The organism is Thiomonas sp. OC7, assembly GCF_900634595.1.
GTDB lineage: Bacteria > Pseudomonadota > Gammaproteobacteria > Burkholderiales > Burkholderiaceae_C > Thiomonas > Thiomonas arsenitoxydans.
This window is the reverse complement of the sequence record NZ_LR131953.1, coordinates 1,575,398-1,593,654: the sequence shown is the minus strand read 5'-3', so window position 1 is coordinate 1,593,654 and position 18,257 is coordinate 1,575,398. Positions and strand designations below refer to the sequence as shown.

Sequence of the window (18,257 nt, the reverse complement as noted above, 5' to 3'; positions counted from 1 at the left end):
GCGGGAGATTTGGCACAAAATTTGGCGCAAAAAACAAAGCCCCGCGGGTTAGGCGGGGCTAAGTTGTTGAATCCACTTGGTGGCCAGGGGCAGAATCGAACTGCCGACACGCGGATTTTCAATCCGCTGCTCTACCAACTGAGCTACCTGGCCAAAATTTCAGAAACTGCATGCGCAAAAGCGATTTTTCGGAGCGCAGCATTTTCGAAAAACGAACATCCTAGCAAAATTTTTCAGGGCACTCGCAATGTCCGGCTCGTGGCGGCTTATTCGGCGGAGGGGTCTAGATGCGTAATGGCCTCGTCGTCCTGGACGGACGAGGGTTCATTTCTGTTGCGCGAACCGCGGCCGAGATCGACTCCGAGTTGTTTGATCTTGCGATAGAGGTGTGTGCGTTCGAGCCCGGTTTTTTCGGCTACGCGGGTCATGCTGCCGTTTTCGCGTGTGAGGTGAAATTCGAAATAGGCGCGTTCGAATTCATCGCGCGCTTCGCGCAAGGGGCGGTCGAGCAGGAAGGCGCGTTCTGCGGGCAGGGCCACGGGTTGCTGCGCCTGCACGGCGCTGACGCCGGGCATGACCGCGAGCGGTGATGCGGGGTTGACGCCGCTGGCGCTGCGGGCCACAGGTTTGGTGAGCGCTTGCGAGACGGATTGCAGGAGCTTCTGCAGGGCAATGGGCTTTTCGAGAAAGGCCATGGCGCCGATGCGCGTGGCTTCTACGGCGTGGTCGATGGTGCCGTGACCGGACATCATGATGACCGGCATGGTGAGATGTCCGCTGCTGGACCATTCTTTGAGCAGGGTGACGCCGTCGGTATCGGGCATCCAGATATCGAGCAGCACGAGGTCGGGCCGGGCCTGGGCGCGCAGCTGCCGGGCCTGCGCGGCGTTTTCGGCCAGCGATACGGTGTGCCCTTCGTCATTGAGAATTTCCGAGAGCAGCTCCCGAATTCCCATCTCATCGTCAACTACCAAAATACTTGCCATACCGACTCACTCTCATGCTTGCCGCTGGGGCGCATCCACAGAATGTTGTTGCGCCAGCCCAGGGAATATAAGGGAAACGCGTGCGCCGCAAACCGACCCCTCTGACTGCAGGTTCTGAATCTCGATGCGGGCGTGGTGTTCCTCTGCGATTTTTTTCACTACGGCCAGACCCAGACCGGTGCCCCGAGGCTTGCTGGTGACATAGGGCTCGAAGGCACGGTTGAGGATTTTGTCGCTGAAGCCGGGGCCGTTGTCGCTCACGCTCAGACGCACGCGCAGGGCGGCGCCAGAGGGCGTCGGCAGGGCCTCGGTGCGGATGCGCACCTTGCGCTCGGGCTGTGCGGCGACCGCATCAATGGCGTTTTGCAGCAGGTTGTGAATGACCTGCCGCAGCTGCGTGGCGTTGCCGAGAATGTGGGGCAGATCGGCAGCCAGGTCGGCCCTTACCTGCGGCTTTTCTTCGGGGCTGGCGCCATCGTGTGCGGGCAGGCTGGTGTAGAGATTGAGCACGTCTTGGATGAGTGCGTTGAGGTTCATGGCCTCGGGTTTGCCGGCCGGCAGACGTGCGTAGTCGCGGAAGTCGTTGACCATGTGCTGCATGGCCTGAACCTGGTTGACGATCGTGGTGGTGCTGCGCTGGAGCATGTCGCGATCGGCGCCTTCGAGTTTGGCGGCCAGCTTCATTTGCAGGCGCTCGGCCGAGAGCTGGATGGGCGTGAGCGGGTTCTTGATTTCGTGCGCCAGTCGCCTGGCGACTTCGGCCCAGGCGAGCGAGCGCTGTGCGGAGATGACCTCGGAGATGTCGTCGAACACAACGACCGATGCGGGCTGTCCGGGCAAGGCCAGCCGGGCGCCCCGGGCCAGCAAGGTGATGGTGGCGTCGCTGCCCGGCAGCGGGTACTCGATCTGCTGCAGCCAGTGCGGGCTGGGTCCCGCATCCTCTTGTTCGTCGAGCGAAGTAAAGGCATCGGCGATGGTCTGCGCCAGGGCCTGCAGGCTGGGGTGCTGATTCAGCGGCTGGCCGATCAGGCCTTGCAGCGGCGCGCGCAGCAGCCGGGTGGCGCTGGGGTTGGCCAGGGCTAGCCGCTGATCGCTGCCCAGGACGAGCACGCCCGTGCTGAGGTTGTCGAGCACGCTTTGCAGATAAGCGCGCGACGCTTCCAGTGCGTCGTGATTGAACTGCACCTGAGCCCGGGCTTCGGCGAGCTGGTTGGTCATGGCATTGAACGAGCGCACCAGCACGCCGAGCTCGTCATTGCGCTGGAAGTTGGGCTTCTGCCGCAGATCCCCTTCGGCCACGGCCTTCATGCCGTCGGCCAGCAGCAGCAGCGGCTTGGCCAATTGGTTGCCCAGCACCACAGCCAGCAGCACCGCCAGGAACACGGCGAGGAACAGCGTGAGCGTGAGGGTGGAGATGTACATGCGCTTCAGGCCCTCACGGCCCAGGGCGCGCTCTTGATATTCGCCATACGCGCGCTGCACTTCGAGGGCGCTGCTGGAGATGGCTTGCGGCACGTTCTGGATGAGTTGCAGATAGCGCCCATGCCCGGGCAGGACGAAATGGCGCGTGGGCAGGCTGACCACCACCCGCAGCTTCAGCGTTTGTGGGGTCTGACTGGCGCCGTCGTCGCCGCCTTCGATGTCGGCAATGGAGCCCATGGTGCGCAGCTGCCGCATGCTGTTCGGGCCGGGCAGATCGGGCACCAGCGAGAACGGGTTTCCGCCCGCGGTGACGAGTACCGTGCCATTGCCATCGAACACGGTGATCTGTTGCAGCCCGAGTTGCTGCCGAAGCTGCTCCATCGAGAGCGGAGACAGCAGGGTCGGGTCGTCGGCGATCTGTACCGACAGGTTGCGGGCCTTGGACTGCAGATCGTTCTGCAGCACATTGAGCGTGGTACGCCCCAGGTTCAGGCCCGCACTGAGCGCGCCCTCCACCTTGACGTCGAACCAGGTCTCGATACTGCGGGCGACGAATTGGTAAGACACGGTGTAGATCACGACCCCGGGCAGCACGCCGACCAAGGCGAACACCGCGGCGAGTTTGAACAGCAGACGGCTGCCGAAGCGCCGCTTGTGCAGGCGCCAGCCCAGCCGAAGACCGAGTGCCAGCACGACCAACAGCAACACCCCCGCCACGACAAAATTGATCCAGTACAGCCAGGCAAAGAATGGGCTGGGTTGCCCCGTGTTGTCGGTTGATACCGCCAGCAGAAAAACTAGGAACACCGCCAGCGGCAGGCCCAGCGCCAGCGCCATGCGCGTGGCCCAGCGCGAGGTGCGACTGTCCCAGGCATTGCCGCTCGGCCGGGTCATGGCGTCCACACGAAGGGTTGCGGCGGAAAGGTCGCTTCGATTTTCCAGTCCGACTGAGAAGAGACATTGAGCTGAAACGGCCGTGGCAACTGCGACAGATCGAGCTTGAACCGCGCATCGAGTTGGTAGGTCTGACCGGCCGTGAGCTGCGAGGGTTCGGCCACGCGCAGGTGCCGGGTGCGCTGCACCACGCCCAGCGCCTCGTCGAGGCTGTCATAGTTCTGCTGTAGCCCGCCCACGGAGACGCGGTAGCGCTGCAGCAGCGGCTGATAGGCCAGTCGCACTTCACGCCGGGCCTGAGCGATGTCCTCGTTGAACCAGTACCAACGCGGGCGCACCACCGTGACCACGGTCTCGAAATAAAGCGCAATGCCGCGGTGGAGCACGTCTTCGAGGCTGCGCGGCAAGGCGAACACGGCGGCCGTGGTGACAAACAAACCCTCCGGGCTCATGGTCAGCATGAGCGGTTCGGTATCGACCGAGGTGGCCCCGGCTCGCGAGAACAGACTGACGCCTGCGGCCAGCGCCAGGCCGTTGCGCAGCAGCTTGCGGCGCATGGGGTCGGGGGAGGCGGGGCGGGTTTTCACGATGCTTTGGTGAACAGGGCGTAGAAGAACCCGTCTTGCGAATGAATCGCAGCGCCAGCGCCGGGTTCATCCCCGGTCTGATCGGGCGCGGGTTCCTGCGGCAACAACTGCCCCGGCGCGGGCGATGCTATCGCATCGGCATGGCGGGCGAGGAAGGCCCGGGCCTGCTCCACCCCCTCCTGCGGGAACACCGAGCAGGTGACGTACAGCAGTTTGCCGCCGGGCCGCAGCAGCGGCCAAAGCGCGTCGAGCAGCGCGGCTTGCGTGGCCGCGAGCGCGGGAATGTCGGCGGCGCGACGCAGCCAGCGGATGTCGGGGTGGCGGCGGGCGATGCCCGAGGCGCTGCAGGGCGCGTCGAGCAGAATGCGGTCGAAGGGCTGTCCGTCCCACCAGGTGGCTGGATGGGCGGCGTCGGCGGCGAGGGTGTGCGCTTGCAGGCCGAGGCGGTCCAGGGTGTCTTCCACCCGACGCAAACGCTGAGCGTCTTTGTCGAGGGCGAGCAGGTCGCAATCGCAGCGTTCGAGCAGATGCACGGTCTTGCCGCCCGGCGCGGCGCAGGCGTCGAGCACGCGCTGGCCCGGCTGGACGTCGAGCAGGGCGGCGGCGTATTGCGCGGCGGCGTCTTGCACGCTCACCCAGCCGCGCTCGAAGCCGGGCAGGCGCTCAACCGCCACCGCCTGCTTCAGAATGAGCGCTTGGTCGAGCAGGGGGTCGTCTGGCGCCGTGCTCGTCAGCCCGCACGCAGCGAGCGCGGCCTGATAGTCGGTGCGCGACTGAAGCCGGGGGTTCACCCGCAGCGTCATGGCAGGCTGTCGCTGCGCGACTTCGAGCACGCCTAGCCAGTTGGCGGGATAGGCCGACTGCAGAGCCTGCACCCACCAGTCCGGGTGATTCCATCTCGCCTCCAGGGTGCTCATTCGCACCGCTTCGATGTCGGCTGTCTGGCTCACAAAGCGTCGCAGCAAGGCGTTGGCAAACCCTTGGGCATGACTTAGCGAAGGCGTGCGCTTGCATGCTTCGACGGCCTGATTGACCACGGTGTGTGCGGCGTAGTGCGCGGGGGCATCCGGCAGGAGCAGCGCCAGCGCGGCCTGCAAGACATCGCGCAGCAGGGGCGGGTGGATCGGTTTGGGCTGCAGATCGGCCAGCAAGGCCCGCGCCGTGCCGAGATGGCGCAAGACGGCAAAGCTCAGCGCCTGCGCTGCGCCGCGCTGGCTGGCATCCCACTTGCCGCGCGTTGCGGCCTGGGGCAAGGCGGCGGAAAGTGAGGCGCCCGCCTGTACCGCGCCAATCAACTGCGCGCAGGCGATCAGATCGCGCCACAAGGGGCGCTGGGCGGACGGGACGGTAGGTTGGGAAGGGGAGGTCACCGGCACATTATCGGTGCAGCCTCCCGCTGGATGAGCCGTTTGAGCGGCGAAGGCTCAAGGGCAGATGTAGGCGTAGCCCTCACGGTATTGCAGATTGGCGGCCTCGGCCACGCCGGAAGGCACGATGGTGGCATCGAGCAGCACGCGGTCTTTAGGGATTTTGCGCGAGGTCAGGGTGTTGTTGCACACGCGGAACGACACGCCCTGTGCTGCGAGGCCGCCGATCAGCCCGGCGAACTCGGCACCTTTGCCATCCACCGCGCCATTGAGCATGAAATCAATCCCGGCCCCATTGCCGACGACCACGATTTTCGCCGTGGGGTCTGCGGAGAGGTGGTTGCGCACATTGCCCAGGCAGCGCGAGCCCTGTGAGTCACCCTGCGTGATGTGATAGACCACTTTCACGGGCCCTTCCTTGTCTGCGCGGCCTTGAGCGCGCGCGGTGGTGCTGACCATGAGTGCAGCAGCGCCAACGGTTGCCGCAGCCAGTGCCTTGCGGCGATTGGGGGTGTTCTCCATTTGTCTCCTCCTTGGGATGGTTGTCGCATTGCGCTCTGTTGGCGTTGCCGCGAAAAATAAAGGGCCGACATCAAATCGACCATTACATGATGCCTGCGAAACACGCACCGCACAATCCGGGCAAAACCAGACCCTGCGGCGCGTGGGCGTGTGATCAGGACAAGCTGTCGCGCCAGATATTGGTAGCCCACGCCTCGGCGTAGTGCGACTCGACGTCGGACAGCCCTGCCGAGATGCCACCCGAGCCGGGAACGGTGAGATAGGTCTTTTCCTTCTCGTTGTACTGGTGCACCGTGGCGACGTGAATCGCCTTGTCGAAGCTCACCATGCTGTAGCAGGTGTTCATCACTACCGGATGGTTGTTGACCGGCTGGTCGTAGAGCATGGACACAATGGCCGCCGCTGCGACCTTGGCGTGCTGGTTGGCCATGTGACCCGATTTGGGCATGAGTGGCGAGATCTGTATGGAGTCGCCCAGCACGTGGATGTCCTTGTGCACCGTCGATTCGAAGGTCATGTAGTTCACCGCACACCAGCGACCGTTCATATTGGCCAGCCCGGTCCGCTGGGCAATGACCCCCGCGCGCTGCTGCGGAATGACGTTGATCACATTGGCCTTCACCGGGCTGTCCACTTCGAACTCGACTTCCATCGTCTGCGCGTTCACCCCCACCACGTTGCGGTCGGGCACGTACTCCACCATGCCCGCATACATCTCGGCCCAGGCTTTTTTGAACAGCGGCTCCTTCGATTGCACCTTGTCGTTGGCGTCGAAAATGATGACCTTGGACTTGGGTTTGTGCTTTTTGAAGTAGGCGGCCACCAGCGTGGCGCGCTCGTAAGGGCCGGGCGGGCAGCGGTAGGGGGCCTTGGGCACCGAGATGGCGAACACCCCGCCGTCGCGCATGGACTCGATCTGCTGGCGCAGCGCCACGGTTTCCGGGCCGGCTTTCATGGAAATGAGCAGCTTGCCCGCTTCATTCGCAGCTTTCAGTCCCTTGACCGTATCGAACATCAGATCGATGCCGGGCGAGACCACGAGCTTGTCGTACTTCAGCGTGTCGCCGTTGGCGAGCTTGACGGTGTGGGCGGCAGGGTCGATGCTTTCCACCATGCTTTTGACCCATTTCACGCCGTGGCGGTCGCGCAGCGCGTCGTAGGAGGTGGTGATGTCCTGCATCGACTTGGCGCCGGCGATGACCAGATTGGAAACAGGGCAGGAGATGAAGGCATCGCCCGGATCGACCACCGTCACCTCGATGGCGTTGCCCGACCAGTCACGGATGTATTTGGCCGCAGTCGAGCCGCCATAACCGGCGCCGACGATGACGACCTTGCCTTTGCCCGCGGCGCTGCGGGTGGTGCTGGCGCAGCCCGACAGCGCGGGTGCGAGACCGATGGCGCCCACAGTGGCGGCGCCTGCCAGGAATTTGCGACGGGATTGCATGGCGTGTGCGTCCTTACTGTTTTTGCTGCGAGAAATAGGTGGCGATGACCGCGATCTGCTCATCGGTGTAGCCCTTGGCGATCTGCGGCATGATGGTGCCAGTGCGTTTGACCGTCTTGTATTCCGCCATGGTCTCCACGATCGACGCCGAGGTGCGCCCGGCCAGTGAGGGAATGGCTGCGGTGGACACGCCATGCGGCCCGTGGCAGTTGAAGCAGGTGGCGGCCAGCGCCTGGCTCGGCGTGACCAGATCGGCCGCTTGCACCGCGCCCGTGGCGCAGAGCAGGGACGTCGTCAACAACAGTTTGCGCAACATTCGATGCCTCCTTGAGGGGGTTTAGCTGCAGACCAGAAGACATCAAAAGTCTTTGATCTAAAGCAAAAGGTAGCGAAATGTAGCAAATGGATACATTCGGGTGAACCAGCAGGAATTTGCCGCGCTTGAGCGCTGTCAATACCAGGGTGCGTAGGCGAGCGGCTGTGTGATCCGGGTCACACAAGTCGAGCGGGTGCTGACAGCCGAGAGGTGGCAACCTGCCGCTGAGGCCGTCTCGTGGATCGACTCAGGGCTTGATGTAGTACCAGCCCTCGGACTGCAGCTTGACCAGCTCATAAACCCCCGCCGGAACCACCGTCGCTTCGAGCACCAGTTCGCTTTGCGGAATTTTGAGAAAGGTCAGGGTGTTGTTGCAGGCCTTGAACTGCACGCCCTGATTGGCCAAATCGCCGATCATCCCGGAGAACAGCGCGCCTTGCGGCGTTTTGGCGCCGTTGAGCAGAAAGTGAATGGCCTTGCCGTAACCCACCACGATGAACTGCATCTTGGGGTCGAGTTCCAGCACGTTCTGGATATTGATCAGCCCCTCATAGGCCTGCTCCAGGCTGTCGCTGATTTGAAACGCCACTTTCCACGGCTCGCTGGAAATCTGCTGCGCTGCCACCGGCCCTTGCGTCTGCGCCTGCGCGAGCTGGGCGCCACCCAGGCCAATGAGGCCTGCGCCGAGCAGTCTGATGCGGTCGCGTGGATTCATGGAGGTCTCCTCGATTTTTGGGTCAGGCTGACGTGTGCGGATGGGTGCGCCGCGTGTGCAGATGATGCAGGCTCCAGTGCTGGCGCTCAGCCAGCCAGCGGTACAGCCAATACCCCACCAGGGTGACGAACACCAGCGCCAGAGTATTGAAAAACACCGCTCCGGGCAGGATGGCCAGCAGCTCGAAGCCATTGAAGTCGCGCCACTTCACCACCGCGGTGAGCAAGGCGCTGAGCACGCCGAAACCCGCGCCAATGGCGGCATTGATGCGCAGCAGGGTGGGCAGGGTGAGAACGGCGGTTTCGATCTGGGGGGAAGTCATGAGTGATGGAGAAAAAATCAGTTGCGTACTTCGCCGTCGCCCAGCACCACCCACTTCACGCTGGTCAGGCCTTCCAGACCCACCGGACCGCGGGCGTGGAACTTGTCGGTGGAAATTCCGATTTCCGCTCCCAGGCCATATTCGAACCCGTCAGCGAACCGCGTCGAGGCGTTCACCATGACGCTGGCCGAATCGACCTCGCGCAAAAACCGCATGGCGCGGGGGTGATCGCGGGTGAGAATGGCGTCGGTGTGCTGCGAGCCGTAGCGGTTGATGTGGGCGATGGCTTCATCCACCCCCTCCACCAATTTGATGGAGATGATGGGTGCGAGGTACTCGGCGCTCCAGTCGGCCTCGGTGGCATCACGCAGCAGCGGTGCGGCGCCAGGCACGGCAGCGAGCAGGGCGCGGCTGGCCGGGCAGCAGCGCATTTCCACGCCCTTGCGCACGAACGCGGCGCCGGTGCGCGGCAGGAAATCAGCCGCCATATCGCGGGCGACCAGCAAGGACTCGGCTGCGTTGCACGGGCTGTAGCGCTGGGTCTTGGCGTTTTCTGTCACGCGAACGGCCATGTCGAGATCGGCGCCGCTGTCCACATACACATGGCAGTTGCCATCGAGGTGCTTGATGACCGGCACCCGCGCTTCGGCGCTGATGCGCTCAATCAGCCCCTTGCCGCCGCGCGGAATGATGACGTCGACGAATTGCGGCATGGTGATGAGCGCCCCCACGGCGGCACGGTCAGTGGTCGGCACTAGTTGCACCGCGTCGGCGGGCAGACCCGCAGTCTGCAACGCCTGCGCCACCAGATCGGCCAGCGCGCGGTTGCTGTGTATGGCTTCTGAGCCGCCGCGCAGAATGACCGCGTTACCGCTCTTGATGGCGAGCGACGCGGCCTCGATGGTGACATTGGGCCGACTCTCGTAAATCATGCCGAACACGCCCAGCGGCACCCGCATCTGCCCCACGCTGATACCGCTGGGTCGGCGGCGCACGCCGTCAATGCCGCCGATCGGGTCGGCCAGCGCGGCGACCTGCTCGCAGCTTTGCGCCATCTGCTCGACCACCTTATCGCTCAGGGTGAGACGATCGACGAACGCCGCTTCCAGCCCGGCTTCGCGCGCTGCGTGCAGGTCCCGCAGATTGGCGTCCTGCAGGGCGGGACGATGCGCCCGGATGGCGGCGGCCAGCGCGACCAGCGCACGATCTTTCGCCGCGGTTGATGCCCGGGCCATGTCGCGCGAGGCGGCGCGAGCACGAGCCCCGAGGTCGGCCATCAGGGTGTGAATCTGTTCAGAAGAAGCGTCCATGAAACTGTAAATAAAGCAGAAGTTTCAAAATTCGGGCCGACAAACGATACTCAAGGTCATGCAATCCTAATAAGCTATTCAGGTCGCCCAAGCGAGGTGCAATTGTGCGCCAAGGGGGCTGGACTTGCTGAACTGAATTATCGACCAAGGAGTGAATCATGGGACTGTTCGATAGCGTGTCTGGGGGTTTGGGGCAGATGCTGGGAGGCCAGCAGGCCCAGGGCGCAGCGGGGGACAACCCGATGCTGCAGGTGGTCATGGGGCTGATGAACAACAGCGGCGGTCTGAGTGGGCTGCTGGATAAGTTCCAGCAGGGCGGCCTGGGCGATCTGGTGCAGTCGTGGGTGGGCACGGGCTCGAATCTGCCGATTTCGGCCGAGCAGATTCAGCAGGTGCTGGGCAGCGGCGCACTGGGCGATATTGCCAGCAAACTCGGCATTCAGCCGGAACAGGCCGCAGGGGAGTTGTCGCAGGCGCTGCCCGATGTGGTGGACAAACTCACGCCGGGTGGCCAGTTGCCGGCCGAGGGCGATCTGATGGCGACCGCGCAGCAGATGCTGGGCAAGCTGCTGGGTTGAAGCCCCGGTAATGTTTTGACGCAGATTCGATCAGACCAGCAATCGCATTTCTGATCGATATCGACAGAAGGCGTTTGTTCATTCCGCCAACCGCCTTTAGACTTCTCCTCAACCCTGACAGGGTTTTCCCGCAACGGCAATCGTCATTTGCCGCGCAATATGAAACCCTGCACCGACTTGAGAGGAGTCTCCCCATGCGTCAATTCATCCCGATGCGCCGAGTGCTGGCCGTGGCCACGCTCGGCGCCTTGTTTTGGGCCGCGCCTGCGAGCTGGGCTGCCGCCCCGCCTGAAGCGGCGTCCTGCATCGCCTGTCACGGCGCCGATGGCATGGGCAATGCGGCTGCGGGTTATCCGCGGCTGGCGGGTCTGCCCGAGCAATATCTAGCCGATCAACTGCGCTATTTCGCCGACGGCACGCGCAACAACGCCATCATGTCCGGCATGGCCAAACCGCTGAGTGCAGCGCAGGTCACCGCACTGGCGACTTATTACTCCAAGCTCAAGCCCAGCGGCAAACCCGCGCCCATGCCAACCGGAGCGGCGGCGGCCGAGGGTGAGCGGCTGGCGCTGCGCGGCGATTGGGAAAAAGGCATTCCCGCCTGTATCCGCTGCCATGGCCCGGGAGCGGTTGGCGTGGGTGAGAACTTCCCCGCTCTGGTCGGCCAGAGCGCCGCCTATATCGAGGCGCAGATCAAGGCCTGGAAGGATGGCAGCCGCAGCGGCGATCCGCTGGGCCTGATGCACACCGTCGCCTTGCGCATGACCGATGCGCAAACGCAGGCCGTGGCGCAATGGCTCGCGGCGCAGCCCCTGAGTCCTGCCCAATCGGCTGCCAAGTCCGCCTCGGCAAAACATTGATCGGAGCGCACCATGACACGCAAACAAACCCCTATGACGCTGGCGCTGTGCGCGCTTGGTCTATTTGCCGCTTCTGCGGCTTCGGCCTTGGCGGCCGATGCGCCGATGGCGCCTCCGAAGTCGGAAATCAATGCGGCGGTGGGCACAGGCGCCCAATTCACCCCGCCGCCAGAGTCGGCCATTCCCGATGATGATTTCGGCAAGATGGTCAAGCTCGGGCGTGACATCATGCTCGACACGCCCAAATACGCGAAAGACTTTGTCGGCAACACCCTGAGCTGTGTGAACTGCCATACCGACGCCGGCCGCATGGCGGGCTCAGCGCCGCTATGGGCGGCGTATGTCAGCTATCCCGCTTATCGCGGCAAGAACAAAAAGGTCAACACCTTCGAGGAGCGCCTGCAAGGCTGCTTCAAGTTCAGCCAAAACGGCAAGGCGCCCCCCTTGGGCAGCAAAACCCTGGTGGCGCTGGAGAGCTATTCCTACTGGCTTTCCAAGGGGCTGCCGGTCGATGAAAAAGTGGCGGGGCGCGGTTACCCGAACCTGCCCGAGCCGCAGCAGGCGCCCGACTATGTGCGGGGTCAGAAGGTGTACGAGGCCAAGTGCATTTTGTGTCACGCCGCCAATGGAGAAGGGCAGTACGTCAACGGCGAAACCGTGTTTCCGCCGCTGTGGGGTCCCAAGTCGTTCAACTGGGGCGCGGGCATGGGCAGCTACAAAAACGCGGCCAAGTTTATTTACGCCAATATGCCCTACGGCATGAGCTATAGCCTGAGCCCGCAGGAGGCCTGGGACGTCGCCTATTTCATGGACGCGCAGGAGCGCCCGCAAGACCCGCGCTGGCAGGGCAGCGTGGCGGCCACCCGTGCCAAGTTCCACGACAGCAAGTTCAGCCTGTACGGCTCCAAGGTCAACGGCAAGCTGCTGGGCGACATCGGGGCGCCCAAACCTCGCTGATTGTTCAGCGGATTCATCGCTGAGTGATCGTCGAGCTCCGCCTGATGTCCGTCACGACGCCCTGCTTCTGCGGGGCGTTGCGCTTTCAGGGGGCCGCGTCGCGCGGCTCGATGTTTTTGAAAAACCGCTGATACAAAACCAGATAGGCGGCCTGAAACGTGGCCGCCACAAAAAACGGCGCGATCAGCCAGCCCAGGTGCAGCAAAACCCCGGCAATCAAAGGCCCAATGGCGCGCGGAATCTGGATGGACACATTGTTGACCGTTGCGGCCAGACCGCGCCGATCCGCGCCCGTCAGGCTCACCGTCAGTGCCTGACGCACGCCCATGGTGCCTTGATTCGCGGTGGCGCGCAGGGCGTAAAAACCGGCTGCGATCGAGAACACCGGCGACAAAGGCGTGAGCACCAGCATGATCAGCCCCATCGTGCGCATGCCGACGACGGCCCGCACCGCGCCGAAGCGCTGCGCCAGGCGGCTTGCGATCTGCGCGCCGAAAGCGGCGAAAACAAAGCTCACCGCCATGGCCGGCCCAATGCTGGCCGGCCCGTGCCCGTAGCGCACCAGATACCAATAGGCCATCAGCGGGGCGACCATGCCGATGCCCAGGCCGTTGAGCGCGTTCACCAATCCGAGCCGCCAGAGCAAGGCGTTTTCGCGCAGGTGACGGGCTTGGCGATCCGCCTGATCTTGGTCTTCGGGAACCGTTGCCAGGGCCAGCGGACGAGCTTCAGGGTTTGTCGCTGTCGGGGCGTCTTCGGCTTTCAGCAGCAGAAAAAACCCTATCGCCGAGCCCAGCAGCGGCAGGATGAATAGGCTGCGGTAAGCCCAATCCGTCGGCATGAGGGCGCTAAGCCAATGGGGTGCAGCGCCCAACACGGCGCCCAGCGCCATGCCGAGCATGCCCAGCGTGGAGTTCAGGCTGAAAATCTGTGAGCGCAGCGCGGGCGGCGTGCCGTGGGCCAGCCACGATTGCTCCAGCGGCCCGAACGGACCGGCGGCTCCATTGGCGCCGCGGCCAAATCCGCCCAGCAAGGCCGCGGGCACCAGCAGCCAGGGTGTGGCGGCGAGCAGGGCCACAGCCGCGCAAACGACGAGAACCAGCTCGTATCCCAACAGGAACTGGCGTCGCCCGAGCCGGTCGCTCAACGGTCCGATCCACAGCGTGAGTGCCGCGCCGATGAACAGCCCGCCGCTGAGCACCGCGCCGATCTGCGGCGCGTTCCAGTTCAGCGCGTGCAGGTACAGGGTGAAGGCGGCGACCAGCGCGCCCTGACCGATGCTCCGCGCAGTGCGGGCGAGGATGATGCGCCGCGCCGCCGGAGAAATCTGCGCCCAGGCGCCGCGCTTGTGGTTGAACGCGTCACCGGGCCGCTGGGTGAATGCTTCGGGCGCTGCAGTCTGCATTTTCCCGCCGCGCTTATTCCGGCGCAGCACCTGTTGTGGTTGCGGCGGTCGCCACGCGGGTGTCGCGAATTTCCACGGTGCGCGCCTGTTGCGGCGGCTTGGCCGCCGAGCCTGCGGGGGAGGCCATGTAATGCTTGATCTGGGCAATCACAGCCGGCTTGTCCCAATCTTCCGGCCCCATGGTGCGGGCGATCTCTTCGCCCTGCTTGTTGATCAGGATGGTCGTCGGCGTGCCCAGAATGCTCAGGGTGTCGAGCACCTGGGTGGTGGGGTCGACGTAGATCGGCAGGTGGCTGATGAAGTTATCGTCGTAAAAGCTTTTCACGGTATAGATGCCGCCCTTGTCCACCGAAAGCGGCACGACAGCGAAGTTTTTGCCGCCAAGCAGCTTTTGCAGTTTGTCCAGCGTGGGCATTTCGTGGACGCAGGGCGGGCACCAGGTCGCCCAGATATTGAGCAGCACGACCTTGCCCTTGAAATCCGCCAGGGTCATGTGCTTGCCCTGCGCGTTTTCGAAAGTGACCTGAGACAGCGGCAACTTGTGCGCTGTGGGGTAGGGGGTAAAGGTGAATCCCGCCGCCCAGGAAGCGGGCGCGCAGGCGGCGCAGAGCACGATTGCGGCGCTGGCGCGGCGCAAAAAAACGGTAAGAGACTGCATGAAACGGCTCCAACAAATGAAATGACCACGCCATCGGCGGCGGCTGACGCCGACATCCCGAGGTCATCACGCAGACGGCGCGGGCGTGGCGAATGATGACAACATAGCCGGGCCGCGCTTAGGGCGACGTAACGGGTTGTAGTGCCTGTTCGGCGTATGGTGGCATCTTTGCTGACCCGCTTACGCCATGCCTGCCTCACTCGATCTGCAACTGGCGCACCTTGCTCTCGCGGTGCATCTGGGCGTGATTGTGTTCAACGTGGCCGGTCTGATCGTCGTGCCGCTGGGCGCATGGCGGCGTTGGCGCTGGGTGCGCGGCTGCGTCTGGCGCGCAGCGCATCTGCTGTCGATGGCGGTGGTGGCGGCGCAGGCAGCGCTGGGGCGTGCTTGCTTTCTCACCTTGTGGCAGAGCGCGCTGATGCAAGACGCCGGACAGCGCGGCTATACCGCAGGCCTGATCCAGACCTGGATCGATCATTTGATTTTCTGGAATCTGCCCCTGGCGGTGTTCACCGTCATCTATCTGGCCGTGGGGGCCTACACCCTGGCGTTGTGGTGGTGGGTGCCGCCGCGCTGCAGGCGGGTCAAGGCCCAGCCCAGCAGCAAGGCGAACGCCGCCAGGAGCACCTCTGGCCAGTCGCCGTAGCGTGAGGCCAGCCGGGCGAACGGCGTCAGTCCCGCGTGCCCCTGCACCGAGCCGGTCAGTACCCCGACGGTGTAGGGCGGCAACTCTGCGGCGACCTGGCCGTGGGCGTTGATGATGGCGGTGGCGCCCGTGTTGGTGGCGCGAATGCCGGGGATCTGGAATTCCAGCGAACGCATGCGCGCGATTTCCAGATGCTGCGGGATGATGATGGTGTTGCCGAACCAGCCAAGATTGGTCAGGTTGGCGAACACATTCGGCGCGTGCGCGGGGTTGCGAAAGCGCTGCGCCATCTGCGCGCCGAAAAGGTCTTCGTAGCAAATGTTCGGCGCCACTTTCACGCCCTGCACCACAAAGGGCGGCTGATCGAGCCCGCCGCGCGCAAAGCTGCCCAGCGGCATGTCCATCAGTTTGACAAACCAGTGAAAACCGTAGGGCACGAATTCGCCAAACGGCACCAGATGCGATTTGTCATAGCGATAGGGCGCAGCGCCCCCCAGTCCCAGCACGCTATTGGTGTATTGATTGGCGCCGCGGGTGAGCGGAATGCCCAGCAACGCGGCGGTGTGGTGCTCGCGTAGCGCCCGCTCGATCTGCCGCAGATAGCCGGGGTCGAGATCTTCGGGCAGCACGGGCACGGCGGTTTCCGGCGTGACGATGAGATTGGCTTTGAGCGAACTCAGCCAGTTGCCGTAGAGCTGCAGCGTGGGGCCCAGTGTTTCTGGCTTGAATTTTTCCGACTGGGCGACATCGCCCTGGAGCAATGCGACTTTGAGCGTCGGGCCCACCGCATGCGTCCAGCGCACCTGCTGCAATTGCAAGCCGCCGAAAAAAAGTGCTACCAGCAGACCCAGACTGACCAGCGCACCCCGCAGACTCACTTGCGAGAGCAGCGCCAACAGCGCGGCGGCCAATGCGGCGGCGAAGTTCACGCCGTACTGGCCGATCACCGGAGCGTAGCCCGAGAGCGGGTTGCCGACCTGGGCATAGCCCAGGGCCAGCCACGGAAATCCGGTGAACAGCGTGCCGCGCAACCATTCCGCCAGCGTCCACCCTCCGGCCAGCACCAGCGCGGCGCCGATGGCGCGCGCCAGTTTCCAGGGCTCGCGTCCTGCCGCGGGGGCGAGTGCGGCTGCAAGTGCAGCGGCCAGCGTGGGGTAGAGGGCGAGATAGGCACAGAACAACAGCAAGGCGCCGCCCGCAATCGGCGGCGCCATGCCGCCATACACCGCCATACTGATATAAAGCCACCACAGCCCGCCCGTGAACCAGCCTAGCCCGAGACTGAAACCGAGCAAGGCGCCGCGCTTGGCCCGGTCTTTTGGGAGGGGCTGCGTATCGGCCCACAGCAGGCTGATCCAGGCGGCCAGAATGACAATCGACCATCCGCCGAGCTGCGGCCGCCCGAAGGTCTGGGCGAGCAGCACGCCCAGCACGATGGAGACAAACGGCGCGAACCGGGGTTGAGTGAATTGGCGCTGCAGACCGCGCGGCGGGGCGCTGGCGGTTGCGCTCTGGGTATCGCGTTTGGCGGGACGTTCGGACATGAGGATGAGAAGCCTGAAAGGGCGGAGTGGGCAGCGCCCGCACTTTACCCTGCGGGCATTTCGCTGCCGTCGGCGTAGGGGTCGGAAATGCCGAAGCGTTGCAACACAGTCACCTCGTGACGTTCCATCTCTTGTGCCTCTAGCTCGGTCTGATGATCCCAGCCCTGCGCGTGTAGCAGACCGTGTATGACCAGATGGGCGTAATGAGACCCGAGCGGCTTGTGCTGCGCCAGCGCTTCGCCAGCCACCACCGGGCAGCACAGCACGATGTCGGCCTGAACCGGCCAGTGGCTGTAATCGAAGGTCAGCACATTGGTGGGGTAATCCTTGCCGCGGTAGGCCCGGTTGAGCGCCCGGCCTTCGTCGGCAGCCACAAAGCGCAGGGTGATCTGATGCGCCTCGGGCGACGCCCCGGCCTGCGGTAGAGCATCGAGACTTTCGAGGCCCACGCGCAAGGCGGCGCGAACCCAGCGCAGCAGTAGGGCGCGCGGCAACTGATCGCGGTGCGTCGTATCGGCGAACTGCACCGAAAGCCGCAACGCAGGTTTCGTGGGGCGTGCAGCGCGAGTCATACGGAGCGCTGCGGCCGTCGACGGGAGGAGGTGGCACTGGCCAAATCGCCTGCGCTCGCGCCTGACGGCGGCTCGCCTTTCAGCGCGACGTCGTGCGCCTCATAGGCATCGACGATCCGCGCCACTAGGGGGTGTCGAACCACGTCCTGGCTGGTGAATGAGTTGAAGGCGATGCCGCGCACATCGGCCAGCACCTTCTGGGCTTGCGCCAGACCGCTTTGCGTTCCGCGCGGCAAGTCCACTTGGCTGACGTCGCCGGTGATGACGGCGCGCGAACCGAAGCCGATGCGGGTGAGGAACATTTTCATCTGCTCAGGCGTGGTGTTCTGCGCCTCATCCAGAATGATGAACGACTGGTTGAGGGTGCGCCCGCGCATGAAAGCCAGCGGCGCGATCTCGATGGCGCCGCGTTCGAACAATTTTTGCGTTTTTTCCATGCCGAGCAGGTCGTACAGCGCGTCGTACAAAGGTCGCAGATACGGGTCGATCTTCTGCGTCAGATCGCCGGGCAAGAAGCCGAGCCGCTCCCCGGCTTCGACCGCGGGGCGCGTCAGCACCAGACGGGTGATGGCGTGACGCTCCAGCGCATCGGCGGCGCAGGCCACCGCGAGAAAGGTTTTGCCCGTGCCCGCCGGGCCTATGCCAAAGGTGATGTCGTGCTCAAGAATGTTGCGGATGTACTGAACCTGATTAGGCGTGCGGCCGTGCAGACTTTCCCGGCGGGTGTAGAGCATCGGCTCGTCGTCGGCCGCGGTGAGTTTGGGGCGCTGCCCTTGTGCGGCTTGCACCAGTTCGAGCTGGATGTCTTCCAGACTGAAGCGTGCGTCGGCCCGGCCCCAGAGCGTTTGCAGCAGATCAAGTGCGCGCCGGGCGGAGGCGCTTTCGCCCTCGATGCTCACGGTGTCGGCACGACGCGACAGGCGAACGTCGAACGCGACCTCGATCTGCCTGAGGTTTTCATCCAGCGGGCCGCAGAGCTGGGCAAGGCGGGCATTGTCGGGCGGGGAAAAAGTGTGTCGAAGTTGCACGGGCGAGTTGGGCATGGGAACGAATAAGGTTGCACAGCCGATGGCCGCACAAATCCCCGCATTCAGGGGCGTGAGTTGATAGTATCGGGCTGATGCCGACATTGTCTGCTCGGCGCAAGAA

Annotated in this window: 19 protein-coding genes and 1 tRNA gene; 4 read left to right on the top strand and 16 right to left on the bottom strand. The window is 64.2% G+C overall.

Features of this window, described 5'->3' with window-relative positions:
* Positions 1–77: 77 nt before the first annotated feature.
* The 11 genes from BIO17B3_RS07720 to BIO17B3_RS07670 form a co-directional block, all read right to left on the bottom strand.
* Positions 78–153: transfer RNA gene (locus BIO17B3_RS07720), tRNA-Phe, on the bottom strand.
* 113 nt (positions 154–266) lie between these two features.
* Entirely contained in the window at positions 267–986 is a 720-nt protein-coding gene (locus tag BIO17B3_RS07715) for a response regulator (protein ID WP_156053656.1), read from the bottom strand.
* Positions 987–998: 12 nt separating this feature from the next.
* On the bottom strand, positions 999–3,302 hold the full coding sequence (locus tag BIO17B3_RS07710) for an ATP-binding protein (protein ID WP_156053655.1): 2,304 nt from the start codon (positions 3,300–3,302) through the stop codon (positions 999–1,001).
* Entirely contained in the window at positions 3,299–3,889 is a 591-nt protein-coding gene (locus BIO17B3_RS07705) for a DUF4390 domain-containing protein (RefSeq protein ID WP_156053654.1), read from the bottom strand. The genes BIO17B3_RS07710 and BIO17B3_RS07705 overlap by 4 nt, the downstream gene beginning before the upstream one ends.
* Positions 3,886–5,265: a 16S rRNA (cytosine(967)-C(5))-methyltransferase RsmB gene (gene rsmB, locus BIO17B3_RS07700; protein WP_156053653.1), complete on the bottom strand. Its 1,380-nt coding sequence runs from the start codon at positions 5,263–5,265 to the stop codon at positions 3,886–3,888. Before rsmB ends, BIO17B3_RS07705 begins: the two co-directional genes overlap by 4 nt.
* 48 nt (positions 5,266–5,313) lie before the next feature.
* Positions 5,314–5,778 (bottom strand): DsrE family protein, encoded by a 465-nt coding sequence (locus tag BIO17B3_RS07695; protein WP_156053652.1) that lies wholly within the window; start codon positions 5,776–5,778, stop codon positions 5,314–5,316.
* A 154-nt stretch (positions 5,779–5,932) separates the two neighbouring features.
* Positions 5,933–7,225, bottom strand: a complete 1,293-nt coding sequence (locus BIO17B3_RS07690; protein ID WP_156053651.1) for an FAD/NAD(P)-binding oxidoreductase — start codon at positions 7,223–7,225, stop codon at positions 5,933–5,935.
* Between the two features lie 13 nt (positions 7,226–7,238).
* A complete protein-coding gene (locus tag BIO17B3_RS07685; RefSeq protein ID WP_156053650.1) occupies positions 7,239–7,541 on the bottom strand; it encodes a c-type cytochrome in 303 nt (100 codons plus the stop codon).
* Between the two features lie 247 nt (positions 7,542–7,788).
* Complete coding sequence (locus BIO17B3_RS07680) at positions 7,789–8,256, bottom strand: DsrE family protein (protein WP_013107299.1); 468 nt, start codon at positions 8,254–8,256, stop codon at positions 7,789–7,791.
* Positions 8,257–8,278: 22 nt separating this feature from the next.
* Positions 8,279–8,578 carry a hypothetical protein gene (locus BIO17B3_RS07675; RefSeq protein ID WP_013107298.1) on the bottom strand — a complete coding sequence of 100 codons (300 nt, stop codon included), beginning with the start codon at positions 8,576–8,578 and terminating at the stop codon, positions 8,279–8,281.
* 17 nt (positions 8,579–8,595) lie between these two features.
* Positions 8,596–9,888 (bottom strand): glutamate-5-semialdehyde dehydrogenase, encoded by a 1,293-nt coding sequence (locus BIO17B3_RS07670; protein WP_156053649.1) that lies wholly within the window; start codon positions 9,886–9,888, stop codon positions 8,596–8,598.
* A gap of 158 nt (positions 9,889–10,046) precedes the next feature.
* On the opposite strand from BIO17B3_RS07670, the gene BIO17B3_RS07665 reads away from it, so the two are divergent.
* The 3 genes from BIO17B3_RS07665 to BIO17B3_RS07655 all read left to right on the top strand — a co-directional run bounded on the left by BIO17B3_RS07665 (position 10,047) and on the right by BIO17B3_RS07655 (position 12,283).
* Entirely contained in the window at positions 10,047–10,466 is a 420-nt protein-coding gene (locus tag BIO17B3_RS07665; RefSeq protein ID WP_156053648.1) for a YidB family protein, read from the top strand.
* Positions 10,467–10,660: 194 nt separating this feature from the next.
* A complete protein-coding gene (locus BIO17B3_RS07660; RefSeq protein WP_013107295.1) occupies positions 10,661–11,326 on the top strand; it encodes a c-type cytochrome in 666 nt (221 codons plus the stop codon).
* Positions 11,327–11,338: 12 nt separating this feature from the next.
* Positions 11,339–12,283, top strand: coding sequence for a c-type cytochrome (locus BIO17B3_RS07655; protein WP_156053647.1), 945 nt, complete (start codon positions 11,339–11,341; stop codon positions 12,281–12,283).
* Positions 12,284–12,368: 85 nt separating this feature from the next.
* Here BIO17B3_RS07655 and BIO17B3_RS07650 read toward each other — a convergent pair whose 3' ends face one another.
* On the bottom strand, positions 12,369–13,688 hold the full coding sequence (locus tag BIO17B3_RS07650; RefSeq protein ID WP_013124331.1) for an MFS transporter: 1,320 nt from the start codon (positions 13,686–13,688) through the stop codon (positions 12,369–12,371).
* 13 nt (positions 13,689–13,701) lie between these two features.
* Complete coding sequence (locus BIO17B3_RS07645) at positions 13,702–14,346, bottom strand: TlpA disulfide reductase family protein (RefSeq protein ID WP_156053646.1); 645 nt, start codon at positions 14,344–14,346, stop codon at positions 13,702–13,704.
* 187 nt (positions 14,347–14,533) lie between these two features.
* Here BIO17B3_RS07645 and BIO17B3_RS07640 point away from each other — a divergent pair, with 187 nt between their 5' ends.
* Complete coding sequence (locus BIO17B3_RS07640) at positions 14,534–14,992, top strand: DUF2784 domain-containing protein (RefSeq protein ID WP_156053645.1); 459 nt, start codon at positions 14,534–14,536, stop codon at positions 14,990–14,992.
* Here the strand turns inward: BIO17B3_RS07640 and lnt are convergent.
* From lnt to BIO17B3_RS07625, 3 genes are read right to left on the bottom strand one after another with little or no spacing between them, the layout of a single operon-like run.
* Positions 14,884–16,536: an apolipoprotein N-acyltransferase gene (gene lnt / locus BIO17B3_RS07635; protein ID WP_156053644.1), complete on the bottom strand. Its 1,653-nt coding sequence runs from the start codon at positions 16,534–16,536 to the stop codon at positions 14,884–14,886. The genes BIO17B3_RS07640 and lnt overlap by 109 nt on opposite strands.
* Before the next feature lie 44 nt (positions 16,537–16,580).
* A complete protein-coding gene (gene ybeY / locus BIO17B3_RS07630) occupies positions 16,581–17,108 on the bottom strand; it encodes an rRNA maturation RNase YbeY (protein WP_156053643.1) in 528 nt (175 codons plus the stop codon).
* Positions 17,105–18,151 carry a PhoH family protein gene (locus tag BIO17B3_RS07625; protein ID WP_156053642.1) on the bottom strand — a complete coding sequence of 349 codons (1,047 nt, stop codon included), beginning with the start codon at positions 18,149–18,151 and terminating at the stop codon, positions 17,105–17,107. Before BIO17B3_RS07625 ends, ybeY begins: the two co-directional genes overlap by 4 nt.
* Positions 18,152–18,257 lie beyond the last annotated feature (106 nt).